The following is a 13,581-nucleotide window of genomic DNA, read 5'->3' on the forward strand; positions in this document are numbered from 1 at the left end:
GCCCGCAGGTGAACACGTCGATGAAGATCGAGCCGTTCTCCGGATACGTGTGCATCGAGGCGTGGGACTCCGACAGCAGCGCCAACACGGTGACCCCCTGCGGTTCGAACCGCTTGGCGATCATCTCGCACACCGTGGCGTGCGACCGGACCAGCGCGCTGTTGAGGGCCTCGCGCAGGAACTGCTCGTCGTCGAGCAGATCCGGATCGACGCCCTCAAGCTCAGCGAGGACGTGCTGGCCGGTGAACAGACCGACCGGCTGCAGGGTCCCGGTGTCAATCGACATCTATCGACCTCCCATCATTTCGCAGATTTCGCCATCGAGAAGAACCCGGTGCGCCCGATCAGGCGCGTTCATCGCCGTCGACGCAGTAGGTGGCCAACGGGGCGATTCCGTTGAAGCACACCGAGGAATAGCTCGCCGTGTAGGCACCGGCGCTGAGCAGGTCCACCCAGTCGCCGCCGCGCAGCGTCAGCGGCAGCTCGTAGACGTTGCGCTGGTAGATCACGTCGTCGCCGTCGCAGGTCGGGCCCGCGAGCACGACCGGGCCGCACGGGTCGCCGTCGCGGGACGTGCGCAGCCGGTAGGTGATCGCCTCGCCCTCGGTTTCGGCCAAACCGTTGTAGCGCCCCACATCCAGGTACACCCAGCGCCGGTCGTCGGCGGCCGACGGCGTCACCAGCACGACCTCGCTGCGCAGCACGCCGGCGTCGGCGACGATCTGGCGCCCGGGCTCGACGAGCAGGTCCGGCCGGTCGGCGCCGAAGTGGCGGTCCAGCGACTGCTCGATCCGGCGCGCGTACTCGGCCAGCGGGGGCGCGGCTTCGGTGTAGGAACCGGGAAGTCCGCCGCCGAGGTTGACCATCCGCAGCGCGATGCCGTGCCCGGCGAGTCCTTCGAACACCTGCCGCGCGGCGCTGATCCCGTGCTCCCAGGCTGCCGGGTCCAGCTGCTGCGATCCAATGTGGAACGACACGCCGTAGGGGTCGAGCCCGAGCTCGCGGGCCTGCCGCAGCAGCCGGACGGCGGTTTCGGGCGGGCAGCCGAACTTGCGGCCGAACGGGGTGCGGGAACCCTTGTTGTCGACCAGGATCCGGCAGAACACCTGTGCGCCCGGCGCCACCTCGGCGATGTTGACCAGGTCCGGTTCGCTGTCGGTGACGAACAGCCGCACGCCGCGCTCGTAGGCGTGGGCGATGTCGCGCCGCTTCTTGATGGTGTTGCCGTAGGAGATCCGCTCCGGGCCGGCGCCCTGCGCCAGGCACAGGTCGATCTCGCCCGGGCTGGCGACGTCGAACGAGGCTCCGAGCGCGGCCAGCGCGCCGACCACCTCGGGGGCGGGATTGGCCTTGACCGCGTAGCAGATCCGGGCGTCCGGCAGAGCCGACCGCAGCGCTCCGTGGTTGCGGCGCACCACCGCCAGGTCCACGACCAGGCAGGGGGTCTCCGTGCTGTCCAGAAACTCACGAACCCGTTGGGGTACAACGGATTCGGCGGCGCCGCTGGGGCGGTCCGTCACATCGGCGGTGGCGGACGGATCGGTCAATCCGGATACCTCCGTCTCGGGGTCGCGGGGAGTGGCGCGAACGGTCCCCGTGGCGTTCGCCGACCCAGCACGGTACCTCGCGCGGAAGCGGATTTCGAACCGCTCACCACCGTTGCCCCGGGCTTGTGATGACACCCACGGCCGGACGCGGTCAGTCCGCTCCGCGGTCGAGTTCCAGCGCGAGGAAGAAATCCACCCGGGACGCGAAATCCCCGAGGTCGCGGCCGGTTATCTCCTCGATCCGCCGGATCCGGTAACGCAATGTGTTCACGTGCACGTGGAGTTGTTTGGCACACCGCGACCACGACCCCGAGGTCTCCAGGAAGACGCGGAGGGTGCGGACCAGATCGGACTGGTGCACGCGGTCGTAGTCGGCCAGCCGGGACAGCAGCCGGTCGCGGTAGGACCGCCGCAGCTCGTCCGGTGCCGACGCCAGCAGCACCTCGTGCGAGGCGAGCTCCGCGCCGGTGGCCAGCCCGGCGCGACCGCGCCGCTGCTCGGCGAGCCGCCGGGCGTAGCCTGCCTCCTCCAGCGCGCCGCGCAGGCCGGCGACGGCGGAGACGTCGCTGAGACCGACGGTCAGCGACCGCTCCGGCAACCACGGCTCCACCCGCGCGAGGATCCGGCGCAGCTGCTCCTCCAGCGCCAGCAGGTGGCTCTCGTCGTCGACGAACACCGCGGAGGCGCCGTCGCGCAGCGGCGCGGACACCGACGCGAGGCCGGTCGCGGCGGCGATCTCGCGCAGCAGCGTCGTCGAGGCGGCGCGGTCGCCCGCCTGGAGCGCGACCGCGCGCAGCGGCTCGCCGGGCGGGAGACCGACCGTCTCCAGCCGCACCGCGACCTCCGCGGGAGTCAGGGCGCCGTCGAGCAGCCGTCCCAGGGCGGACTCGACCGAGCGGCCCGCGATCTGGCGGGCCTCGTCGACCCGGGCGCGCAACAGCGCCACGACCGTGCCCAGGTCGGCGGCCAGGGCCTCCTCCTCCCCGCTCCACTCCTCGCCCGCGCCGCGCACGGCCACGAACCAGCGGGCCGCCGCGGGCTCGGTGTCGGACTCGACCGGGCACAGCACGTACGAGCGCTCGTGGAGGTGGACGGTCCGCGGCAGGCGGTCGGCGTGCCCGACCAGCTCGTCGAGGTCGTCTTCGGGGAGGTCGGCGGTGCCGCCCACGACCCACCCGGTCCGCGAGAGCACCCAGCAGTCGGCGCCGAACTCGCGGGCGGCCATCCGCAGCACCCGCTCCAGGTCCGCGCCCGCGGCGACGGCCGACACCAGCTCCCGGCGGGGCGCGGCGCCGCGCCGCTGCACCCGCTCGGCGAGCGTGTTGAAGCTGACCGCCAGCGGCACCTCGAACGCCGGGACGCCGTGCCGCGCGCACGCCTCGACCAGGTCCGGCGGCGCGCTGCCGAGCCGGGCGGTCCCGGTCGCCAGGCCCGCCACCCCGGCGTCGGCCAGCGCCGAGACGAACCGCTCGGAGTCCTCCGGGCCGCCGTGCCAGACCAGGCCGCTCAGCACCAGCTCGCCGCCGCCCAGGTAGCGGCGGGGGTCGAGCAGGTCGGTGATGTAGACGCCGCGGACCGGCCGGTCCAGCAACTCCTCACCCGTGAGCAGCACCAGGCCCAGCTCCGGGTCGGCGAGGAGATCGCGTAGCAGCACCCGCGCACCCTAGTTTCTCCGGACTCCTGCCGGGTAAGCGGTGGCTGCCGCCATCGCTTGAGCGGTCACCCGACGGTGCCAATCCCGAGCTCACGCTCCGGAAACACGTTTGTAGGAACATACCAACCGCCCGCGCGGCGGGCCCGGGTTTTTCGGTTCTTCCACCGCTAGTCACCGCCCAGGCGGTGGATGTGTACTGACTCACACCTTTGGACGGCCGTGACAGGGAGTACAACCGTGGATTTCGTCCGCCCGGCCTCTTGGCGGGAGGCACTCGACGCCAAGGCCACCCACCCCGACGCGACGCCGATCGCCGGCGGGACCGACGTCATGGTCGAGATCAACTTCGACCACCGGCGTCCCAGCACGCTGCTGGACCTCACCCGCGTCGACGAGCTCGCGGGCTGGTCGGAGCAGGACGGCAGGCTGCGCATCGGCGCCGCCCTGCCCTACACCCGGCTGATCAACGAGCTCGGGGACCGGGTGCCCGGCCTGGCCATCGCGTCCCGGACGGTCGGTTCGCCGCAGATCCGCAACCGCGGCACGCTCGGCGGCAACCTCGGTGCCGCCTCGCCCGCAGGCGACGGGCACCCGCCGCTGCTGGCCTCGGACGCCGAGATCGAGGTCCAGTCGGTGCGCGGCACCCGGATGCTGCCCGCGGCCGAGTTCTTCACCGGCGTCAAGCGCAACGCGCTGGAGCCGGACGAGCTGATCGCCGCGGTGCACATCGCACCGGCCACCGGCGCCCAGCAGTTCTCCAAGATCGGCACCCGCAACGCGATGGTCATCGCGGTCTGCAACTTCGCCATCGCGCTGCACCCCGAGCAGCGCCGGGTGGGCACCGGGCTCGGTTCGGCGGCCCCGACACCCCGCCGGGCCCTGGCCGCCGAGGAGTTCATCAACGGCGAGCTCGCCGACCTGTGGGAGGCGCCCAAGCCGCTGGCCGACTCGGTGGTGCAGCGCTTCGGCGACCTGGTCCGGGAGGCGGCCTCGCCGATCGACGACGTGCGGGGCACCGCCGACTACCGCAGGCACGCGCTCGCGGTGATGGCCCGCAGGACTTTGCAATGGGTCTGGAAGGACCACTGTTCCGGGAGGCAAGCATGCGCCTGAAGTTCACCGTCAACGGCCGGCCGCAGGAGGCCGACGACGTGTGGGAGGGCGAGAGCCTGCTCTACGTCCTGCGCGAGCGGCTGGGCCTGCCGGGTTCGAAGAACGCCTGCGAGCAGGGCGAATGCGGTTCCTGCACGGTCTACCTCGACGGCGTCCCGGCCTGCGCGTGCCTGGTCGCGGCCGGGCAGGCGCAGGACCGCGAGGTCGGCACGGTCGAGGGGATGCACGAAGGCGAACAACTCGACCCCGTCCAACAGGCGTTCATCGACGCCGGCGCCGTGCAGTGCGGCTTCTGCACGCCGGGCCTGCTGGTGCAGACCCAGGACCTGATCAACCGCAGGCCGAACCCGTCCGACGCGGAGATCCGGGAGTCGCTGGCGGGCAACCTGTGCCGCTGCACCGGCTACGAGAAGATCATGGACGCGGTCCGGCTCGCCGCGGAGCGGAAGGCCCAGCGGGCATGAGCCGGGTGGTCATCGAAGGTGGCGCGGTCGTCGCGATGGACGACAGCGGTACCGAGCACGCCGAGGGGCACATCGTCGTTGAAGGCGACCGCGTCTTGTCGGTCGGCCCCGGCCGCGCGCCCGAGCAGGACGTGCCGGTGCGGCACGTCGACGCGAGCGGCTGCGTGGTCACCCCGGGACTGGTCAACACCCACCACCACCTCTACCAGTGGGCCACGCGCGGATACGCCGTCGACTCCGACCTGTTCGGCTGGCTGACCGCGCTGTACCCGGTGTGGGCGGGGATCGACGAGGAGATCACGCACGCCGCGGCGTCCTCGGGCCTGGCGTGGATGGCGCTGTCCGGCTGCACGACCGCGGCCGACCACCACTACGTCTTCCCGCGCGGTGGCGGTGACGTCTTCGGCGCCGTCGTCTCCGGCGCGGAGCGGGTCGGCGTGCGGCTGCACGCGGTCCGCGGGTCGATGGACCGCGGCCGGTCGCAGGGCGGGCTGCCGCCGGACTCGGTGGTCGAGGACCTCGACGCCGCGCTCGCGGGCACCGAGGAGGCCATCGACCGGTTCCACGACCCGGCGCCGGAGTCGCGGGTGCGGGTCGCGGTCGGCCCGTGCTCGCCGTTCTCGGTCAGCAGCGAGCTGATGCGCCAGGCCGCCGAGCTGGCCCGCAGGCGCGGGGTCCGGCTGCACACGCACCTGGCCGAGACCGTGGACGAGGAAGAGCAGTGCCGGGCCGAGTTCGGCCGCACCCCGGCCGAGTACGCCGAGGACCTGGGCTGGCTCGGCGACGACGTGTGGCTGGCGCACACGATCCACCTGTCGGACAAGGCGATCGCCCGCTTCGGCGAGACCGGCACCGGCGCGGCGCACTGCCCCAGCTCCAACGGGCGGGTCGGGGCCGGGGTCGCGCCGGTCCGGCCGCTGCTGGACGCGCGGGTCCCGGTCGGGCTCGGCGTCGACGGCGTCGCGTCCAACGAGGCGGGCGGCCTCGGGCACGAGATGCGGCAGGCGCTGCTGACCGCCCGCGCGAAGTACGGGCCGGAGGCGCTGTCGGTGCGGGACGCGCTGTGGATGGCCACCCGCGGCGGCGCGCGGTGCCTGGGCCGCGACCGCGAGCTGGGCTCGCTGGAGGCGGGCAAGCTCGCCGACATCGCGGTGTGGCGGATCGACGGCCTGGGGCACGCGGGCATCGAGGACCCGGTCGCCGCCCTGGTGCTGGGACCGCTGCCGAAGCTGGAGCGGCTGCTGTGCGGCGGCGAAGCCGTCGTCCACGACGGCCACCTGACCAGGACTTTCGAGTCGGACCTCACGCACGAACTTCGACGGGCCAGCGCCCGCATCAAGGAGGTTGCCCGATGAGCAGGAAGGCTCCCGCTCACAGCCCGCAGGACCTCAACGACGCCATCGCCGGTGGCATCGGCGAGTCCCCGCTGCGCCCCGACGGCGCGCTGAAGGTGCGCGGCGAGTACGCCTACGCGTCGGACCTGTGGGCCGAGAACATGCTGTGGGGCGCGACCCTGCGCAGCCCGCACCCGCACGCCCGGATCCGGTCGATCAACGTGGGGCCCGCGCTGAAGGCGTCCGGCGTGTTCGCCGTGCTCACCCACGAGGACGTGCCGGGCGAGAACCTCTACGGCCTCAAGCACGCCGACCAGCCCGCGCTGGCCGAGGACGTGGTGCGCTACAAGGGCGAGGCGGTGGCGCTGCTTGCCGCCGACCACCCGGAGACCGCGCGCCGCGCGCTGGAGCTGATCGAGGTCGACTACGAGGTCCTGGAACCGGTCACCGACCCGCAGGCCGCCGCGCACGACGAATCGCTGCCCAAGCTGCACGCCGGGGGCAACGTGGTGCGGCACCAGAAGATCATCAAGGGCGACCCGGAGGCGAAGGCCGACGTGGTGGTCTCCGGCACCTACACCGTCGGCATGCAGGACCAGGCGTTCCTCGGTCCGGAGTCGGGCCTGGCGATCCCCGCCGAGGACGGCGGCGTCGACCTGTACCTGGCGACCCAGGACCTGCACTCCGACCTGCGGCAGACCGCGCGGGTGCTGGGGCTTGCGCCGGAGAAGGTCCGGATGACGATGTCCGGAGTCGGCGGCGCCTTCGGCGGTCGCGAGGACCTGTCCATCCAGGTCCACGTGTGCATGCTCGCGCTGCACACCCGCAGGCCGGTGAAGATGGTCTACAACCGCGAGGAGTCCTTCTACGGCCACGTGCACCGGCACCCGGCCAAGATGTACTACGAGCACGGCGCGACCCGCGACGGCAAGCTGGTCTACGTCAAGGCGCGGCAGTACTTCGACGGCGGTGCCTACGCCTCCAAGACCCCGGTCGTGGTCGGCAACGCCACCACCCTCGGCGCCGGGCCGTACGTGGTGCCCAATGTGGACATCGAAGGCTGGGGCCTCTACACGAACAACCCGCCGTGCGGCGCGATGCGCGGACTCGGCGCGGTGCAGCCGACCTTCGCCTACGAGTCCCAAATGGACAAACTGGCCGACGCGCTCGGGATGGACCCGGTCGACCTGCGGATCAGGAACGCCATCAGCCAGGGCGAGACCATCCCCACCGGCCAGGTGCTGGACTACCCGGCGCCGGTGGCCGAACTGCTGGAGCGCCTGCGGAACATCCCGCTGCCACCGGAGAACCGGACCGATCCGGTCGACATCCGGGACATGCCGGGCGGGGCGTCCAACACCACGCACGGCGAGGGAGTCAAGCGCGGCATCGGATACGGCGTGACGATCAAGAACATCTGCTACGCCGAGGGCGCGGACGACTTCTCCACCGCGCGGGTGCGGTTGCAGGTCGTCGGCGGCGAGCCGATGGCGATGGTGCACACCGCCGCCGCCGAGGTCGGGCAGGGCCTGGTGACGGTGCAGCAGCAGATCGCGCGGACCGAGCTCGGCGTCGAGCGGGTCAACATCCACCCGAACGACACCAGCGTCGGGCCCGCGGGCTCCAGCTCGGCGTCCCGGCAGACCTACGTCACCGGCGGTGCGGTCAAGACCGCCTGCGAGGCAGTCCGCGACGTGCTTTTCCAGCGGGTCGTCGAGCAGTACCAGGAGAACGTGGCGCAGCTGTCGCTCAACGGCGGCAAGGTCGTCTCGGCGGTGAACGGGGTGCTCGCCGACATCGCCGACGTGCTCGGCGACGACGTCATCGAGGAGACCCGGGAGTACCACCACCGGCAGACCTTCCCGATGGACGAAACGGGCCAGAGCCCGCAGGTCCAGGTCCAGCACGCGTTCTCCGCGCACCGCGCGGTGGTCGACGTCGACACCGAGCTGGGCCTGGTCAAGGTCGTGCAGCTGGACGTGTCCCAGGACGTCGGCAAGGCGGTCAACCCGGACGCGCTGGTCGGCCAGATCCAGGGCGGTTCGGCCCAGGGCCTCGGGCTGGCGGTGATGGAGGAGATCAAGGTCGACGCGGGCAACATCCGGAACCCGTCGTTCACCGACTACCTGATCCCCACCATCCTCGACATGCCGCCGATGACCGTCGACGTGATCGAGCGCGGCGACCCGAACGCGCCCTACGGCGTCCGCGGGGCGGGCGAACCGCCGACCATCTCGACCACTCCCGCCGTGGTGGCGGCGATCCGCGCGGCCACCGGGAAGGAACTCCCGCACACGCCGGTCGCACCCGAGCACATCGTCTGAACTCAGCAACACCGGAACCAGGAGTTGGAAAAAATGACAGTGGACGTCCAGGTCGGGGCCGAATCCGACTGGATGGCCAAGGCCATCGAGTTAGCCACCAGCAGCGTCGCCAACGGCGGCGGGCCGTTCGGCGCGGTGATCGTCAAGGACGGCGAGATCGTGGCCACCGGCAACAACCAGGTGACCAGCAACCTCGACCCCACCGCGCACGCGGAGGTCACCGCGATCCGCAACGCCTGCCGGGAGCTCGGCACGTTCAAGCTCGACGGCTGCGTGCTGGTGACCTCGTGCGAGCCGTGCCCGATGTGCATGGCCTCCGCGCTGTGGGCGCGGATGGACGGCGTCCTCTACGCCGCCGACCGCGATGACGCGGCCGTCGCCGGGTTCGACGACCGCGCCTTCTACGAGCTGTTCAGCAACCCCGAGTCCGAGTGGCCGACCCCGGTCCGCCGCGTCGAGATGTCCAACCGCAACGAGGCCTTCGACGCCTGGCGGAACAAGACCGACCGAATCGACTACTGACCCGACGACGCACGTGGCATCGCCGAGACGACCGGGTCGAGGCGATGCCCTGCGGGCGGATCCGCGGCACTCCTATTCCGGGTGAACCGATCCGCCCGACGGCCGAGGCACAACCTTCCAACCGGCCGTTTTCCCTTTCACATTCGCTAAACGCCCCTCCAAAGAATCGGCGGCGGGCTTCCGCCTGCGCGCAAAAGCGCCGCCGAGGAGCAGTCCGGGTGATTTCGAGATCACGCGGGGGCGCCCACCGGCATGGGAGGACTCATGACCCAGCAGTTGAACGAGGAAAGACCCGCTCCGGTCGCGAGATCGCCGATCGACCGCTTCTTCCGGATCACCGAGCGCGGCTCCACGCTGTCCCGCGAGTTCCGCGGCGGCCTGACCACCTTCGTCGCGATGGCCTACATCGTGATGCTCAACCCGCTGATCCTCGGTTCCTCCGAGGACGCCACCGGCGTGGCGCTGACCAGCGAGCAGCTGACCACCGCGACCGCGGTCACCGCGGGCGTGATGACGATCCTGATGGGGATGGTCGGCAACGCGCCGCTGGCGCTGGCCGCCGGGCTCGGCGTGAACGCCGTGGTCGCGTTCACCATCGCGCCGTCGATGACCTGGGCGCAGGCGTTCGGCCTGGTCGTGCTGGAAGGCGTGCTGATCATCGTGCTCGCGGTCAGCGGGGTGCGGGAGAGGATCATCAACGCCATCCCGGCGCCGCTCAAGATCGCGCTGACCGTCGGCATCGGCCTCTACATCGCGCTGATCGGCCTGGTCAGCGCCGGGTTCGTCACCCGCAAACCGGACGCGGCCAACACCACGGTGCCGGTGCAGATGGGCGAGGGCGGTCATCTGGTCGGGCTGCCGATCGCGGTGTTCGCGTTCAGCCTGCTGCTGATGATCGTGCTGATGGCGCGGCGCGTCCCCGGCGCGATCCTGATCGCGATCGGCGCGAGCACGGTGCTCGCGATCGTGCTGAACGCGGTGTTCGACGTGCCCGCCGACGCCTGGGGCACGATCGCTCCGGAGATGCCCGCGAGCCTGGTCGCCACCCCGGACTTCAGCCTTTTCGGCCAGGTCGACCTGTTCGGCGGGTTCGCATCGGCGGGCGGCATCGCGGCGACGGTCTTCCTGTTCACGCTGGTGCTGTCCGGGTTCTTCGACGCGATGGGCACCATCACCAGCGTCGGGTCCGAGGCGGGCCTGGCCCGCGACGGCAAGATCGAGGGCATGGGCCGCATCCTCGCCGTCGACGGCGTCGCCGCCGCCGCGGGCGGGCTGGCCGGCTCGTCGCCGAACACCGTGTTCCTGGAGTCGGCCACCGGTGTCGCCGAGGGCGCCCGCACCGGCCTGGCCAGCGTCTTCTCCGGCGCGCTGTTCTGCCTGACGCTGCTGTTCACGCCGCTGGCCGCGGTGGTCCCGGCGCAGGCCGCGGCCCCGGCGCTGGTCGTCGTGGGCGGGATGATGATGGGCCAGGCCAGGCACATCCCGTGGAACGACAGCGACTTCGTCATCCCGGCGTTCCTGACGATCGCGCTGATCCCGTTCACCTACATGATCACCAACGGAATCGGCGCGGGTCTGATCGCGTTCACCGTCATCAAGCTCGCCAGGGGCAAGGCGAACGAGATCGGCTGGCTGGTCGGAATCCTGTCGGTCGTGTTCGCCCTGTACTTCGGCGTGGAAGGAATAGAAGCCCTACTCGGGGGCTGACCGACAGGGAGAGCACCATGCGTGACATCGCCGAGCAGTTGCTCGAATGGGCCGGAGCGGGTGAGCGCTTCGCGATCGCCTCGGTCGTCGGGGTGCGGGGCAGCGCGCCCCGCGGGCCCGGCGCGGCCATGGCGGTGAAAGCGGATGGTGCCGTCCTGGGCAGCCTCTCCGGAGGGTGCATCGAGGGGTCGGTGCACGAGGCGGCGCTGGAGGCGCTGCGCACCGACCAGCCGAGCCGGCACGACTACGACTACGACCCGGACGACCCGTTCGCGGTCGGTCTGACCTGCGGCGGGGAGATCGACGTGCACATCCAGCCCGTCGATCCCCGCCGCGACGCGGCGCTGGTGTCCGCGCTGCGGGCCACCGTCCGCGGCGAACCGGTGGCGCTGGCCCGGGCGCTCGCCACCGGCGCGGCGGTCGCGGTGTGGCCGGACCGGGTGGAGGGCTCCACCGTCGACCCCGAGCTCGACGACCGGATCGCGGTCGAGGCCAGGGGCATGCTGGCGCAGGACGTCACCGGGCTGCGCGCGCTCTGCGGCGACGATGCGGTGTTCGTCGAGTCGTGGGCGACTCCGCCGCGCATGCTGGTGTTCGGCGCCATCGACTACGCGGCGGCGCTGGCCCGCCAGGGCAAGTTCCTCGGCTACCACGTCACCGTCTGCGACGCCCGCGCCGTGTTCGCCACCGCGGCCCGCTTCCCGGACGCCGACGAGGTGGTCGTCCGGTGGCCGCACCAGTACCTCGCCGAGTGCGATGTGGACGAGCGGACGGTGATCTGCGTGCTGACCCACGACGCGAAGTTCGACGTCCCGGTGCTGGAACGCGCCCTGCGCGGCAACGCGGGCTACGTCGGTGCGCTCGGCTCCCGCCGCACCCACGCCGACCGGCTGCGCAGGCTCCGCGAGGCGGGGCTCACCGACGCCGAGCTGGACCGGCTGCACTCCCCCATCGGGCTCGACCTGCGGGCGAGCACGCCGGAGGAGACGGCGGTGTCGATCGCGGCGGAGATCATCGCCACCCGCACCCGGGGCAGCGGCCGCTCGCTGACCCGCACCGACGGCCCAATCCACGCCCATGCCTGAGCGCGTGGCCGGAGTCGTGCTCGCCGCCGGCGCGGGCCGCCGGTTCGGAATGCCCAAGGCCCTCGTCGACTACCACGGGACGCTGCTGGTCGACCGCGCCGCGCGGGTGCTCGCCGAGGGCGGGTGCTCCCCGGTCGTGGTCGTGCTCGGCGCCGCGGCCGACCAGGTGCTCGACCGGGCCGAGCTGTCCGGGGTGACCGTCGTGGTCAACCCGGACTGGCCCACCGGCATGGGTTCGTCCCTGCGCGCGGCGCTGGAAGCGCTGGGGCGCACGACCGATGCCGACACCGTCTCCGCAGCGCTGATCACGCCGGTCGACATGCCGGGAATCGGCCCGTCAGCGGTGCGGCGCGTCGCCGCCAACGCGAGTCACGCCCGTCTCGCGGCGGCGACGCACCAAGGGCGCCGGAGCCACCCCGTGCTCCTCGGCCGCGACCACTGGCGCGGCGCGGCCGAGGCAGCGACCGGTGACTCCGGCGCCCGCCACTACCTGCGCGAGCACGAAGTGGCCCTGGTGACCTGCGACGACATCTCCGAGGGCTTCGACATCGACCGCCCGGAGGACCTGCCGGGCTGACCCGCGGCCACCAAGCCCGGACGATGATCGACCGTTCCCGGCACGTACAGTCGGTGGCCCACGCGTGCAGTGACCGCGGCTTTGCCCGGACCGACAGCACGGGCCCGTCGGGTGCACCCGTGCTGCCGGGTCCGGGCCGCGCGGTCGCGCGACCGCCGAGCAAGCCGGACCCGGAGGCCGCCGGGTGCGGGTGTCCCGCAGGACCCAGGAGACACCATGGCAACAGGACACATCACCGCCAACTACGTGCCGGACGGCGACGACTGGTCGGTCACCGTCAGCAACGGCAACGAGCGCAGGACCGCCAACGCGCCCGGCCTGATCGCCGCCAGGGACAAGGCCGACCAGCTGATCGAACAGCTCGCGCCGAGCCCGCACGGCCGCGTCGTGATCCACCTGCTCGACGGCGACGGGTTCGCCTTCAGCACCGCCTACCTGCAGGCCAGGCACGGCCTGTCGGACGAGGCCACCCGGCAGGCCGCGGCGGCCGCCGACGGCTCGTCCCGCCGCTCCCGCAGCCGCTCAGCACTGTGAGTGATACCGGAAAACACGCCCAAACCGGGTTCGGTCTCTAGGATGACTGCGTGAACGCGCCGACGAGCAGTGCCCCAGACGAGAAGCGGACGGTGTCCAGGCACCCCGGCTCCGGCAGGGGCAGGCCGCGCGACGCCAGCCGCGACGCGGCGCTGCGCGAAGCGGCCATGGAAGTGCTGGCCCAGGTCGGCTACCGCGCCCTGACCATGGACGCCGTCGCCGCGCAGGCGCGCGCCGGCAAGGCCACCATCTACCGGCGCTGGGAGTCCAAGCTCGACCTGGTCATCGACACCTGCAACCAGCTCGTGCAGCGCAACATCCCCGAACCCGACCACGGTTCGGTCGAGCGGGACCTCGGCGAGTTCCTCACCGCGTTCGCGACCTTCCTCACCGGGCCGGTCGGCAAGGCCGCGCAGGCCCTGGTCGGCGAGCTGCCGCACGAACCGGAACTGGCGGCGGCGTTCCGCGAGTCGTTCCTGCTGCCCCAGCGCGACGTGCTGCGGCGCATCATCGAGCGCGGGATCAGCCGCGGTGAGATCCGCCCGGACGCCCCGGTCGACACGGTCGTCGAACTCGCCGGAGCCGGGCTGATGTACCGGCTGATGCTGGTCGACGACCCGCTGGACGCGCGGTTCGTCAACCGCATCCTGCGGGAGGCGCTGCTCCCGCTGCTGAAGAACCCGTGAGCCCTCGGCGGACTCACGGGCCCTGCGCACCGCG

At 72.0% G+C, this 13,581-nt stretch carries 13 protein-coding genes; 10 read left to right on the top strand and 3 right to left on the bottom strand.

Going from position 1 to position 13,581, the window contains the following annotated elements; all coding sequences use genetic code 11:
• The 3 genes from speD to ABD691_RS26065 all read right to left on the bottom strand — a co-directional run.
• On the bottom strand, window positions 1-286 hold a 286-nt coding region (gene speD, locus ABD691_RS26055), incomplete at its 3' end, for an adenosylmethionine decarboxylase (RefSeq protein WP_344684070.1).
• A gap of 58 nt (window positions 287-344) precedes the next feature.
• Window positions 345-1,547: a type III PLP-dependent enzyme gene (locus ABD691_RS26060; RefSeq protein ID WP_344684073.1), complete on the bottom strand. Its 1,203-nt coding sequence runs from the start codon at window positions 1,545-1,547 to the stop codon at window positions 345-347.
• A gap of 151 nt (window positions 1,548-1,698) precedes the next feature.
• A complete protein-coding gene (locus tag ABD691_RS26065; protein WP_344684076.1) occupies window positions 1,699-3,201 on the bottom strand; it encodes a PucR family transcriptional regulator in 1,503 nt (500 codons plus the stop codon).
• Window positions 3,202-3,438: 237 nt separating this feature from the next.
• On the opposite strand from ABD691_RS26065, the gene ABD691_RS26070 reads away from it, so the two are divergent.
• The 10 genes from ABD691_RS26070 (at window position 3,439) to ABD691_RS26115 (ending at window position 13,547) form a co-directional block, all read left to right on the top strand.
• A complete protein-coding gene (locus tag ABD691_RS26070; RefSeq protein WP_344684078.1) occupies window positions 3,439-4,314 on the top strand; it encodes an FAD binding domain-containing protein in 876 nt (291 codons plus the stop codon).
• Window positions 4,305-4,778: a (2Fe-2S)-binding protein gene (locus ABD691_RS26075; RefSeq protein ID WP_344684080.1), complete on the top strand. Its 474-nt coding sequence runs from the start codon at window positions 4,305-4,307 to the stop codon at window positions 4,776-4,778. The genes ABD691_RS26070 and ABD691_RS26075 overlap by 10 nt, the downstream gene beginning before the upstream one ends.
• Window positions 4,775-6,133, top strand: a complete 1,359-nt coding sequence (locus ABD691_RS26080; RefSeq protein WP_344684082.1) for an 8-oxoguanine deaminase — start codon at window positions 4,775-4,777, stop codon at window positions 6,131-6,133. Before ABD691_RS26075 ends, ABD691_RS26080 begins: the two co-directional genes overlap by 4 nt.
• Complete coding sequence (gene pucD, locus ABD691_RS26085) at window positions 6,130-8,436, top strand: xanthine dehydrogenase subunit D (protein ID WP_344684084.1); 2,307 nt, start codon at window positions 6,130-6,132, stop codon at window positions 8,434-8,436. Before ABD691_RS26080 ends, pucD begins: the two co-directional genes overlap by 4 nt.
• 33 nt (window positions 8,437-8,469) lie before the next feature.
• Window positions 8,470-8,958, top strand: a complete 489-nt coding sequence (locus ABD691_RS26090; protein WP_344684086.1) for a nucleoside deaminase — start codon at window positions 8,470-8,472, stop codon at window positions 8,956-8,958.
• Window positions 8,959-9,222: 264 nt separating this feature from the next.
• A complete protein-coding gene (locus ABD691_RS26095; RefSeq protein WP_344684088.1) occupies window positions 9,223-10,665 on the top strand; it encodes an NCS2 family permease in 1,443 nt (480 codons plus the stop codon).
• A gap of 17 nt (window positions 10,666-10,682) precedes the next feature.
• Window positions 10,683-11,750 (top strand): XdhC family protein, encoded by a 1,068-nt coding sequence (locus ABD691_RS26100; RefSeq protein ID WP_344684089.1) that lies wholly within the window; start codon window positions 10,683-10,685, stop codon window positions 11,748-11,750.
• The gene (locus ABD691_RS26105) at window positions 11,743-12,327 is read left to right on the top strand and encodes a nucleotidyltransferase family protein (protein ID WP_344684090.1); all 585 of its coding nucleotides are present in this window, start codon (window positions 11,743-11,745) and stop codon (window positions 12,325-12,327) included. Before ABD691_RS26100 ends, ABD691_RS26105 begins: the two co-directional genes overlap by 8 nt.
• 216 nt (window positions 12,328-12,543) lie before the next feature.
• Window positions 12,544-12,861, top strand: coding sequence for a hypothetical protein (locus tag ABD691_RS26110; protein WP_344684092.1), 318 nt, complete (start codon window positions 12,544-12,546; stop codon window positions 12,859-12,861).
• Window positions 12,862-12,911: 50 nt separating this feature from the next.
• Window positions 12,912-13,547 carry a TetR/AcrR family transcriptional regulator gene (locus tag ABD691_RS26115; protein ID WP_344684094.1) on the top strand — a complete coding sequence of 212 codons (636 nt, stop codon included), beginning with the start codon at window positions 12,912-12,914 and terminating at the stop codon, window positions 13,545-13,547.
• Window positions 13,548-13,581 lie beyond the last annotated feature (34 nt).

Source organism: Saccharopolyspora taberi, from assembly GCF_039534165.1.
GTDB lineage: Bacteria > Actinomycetota > Actinomycetes > Mycobacteriales > Pseudonocardiaceae > Saccharopolyspora_D > Saccharopolyspora_D taberi.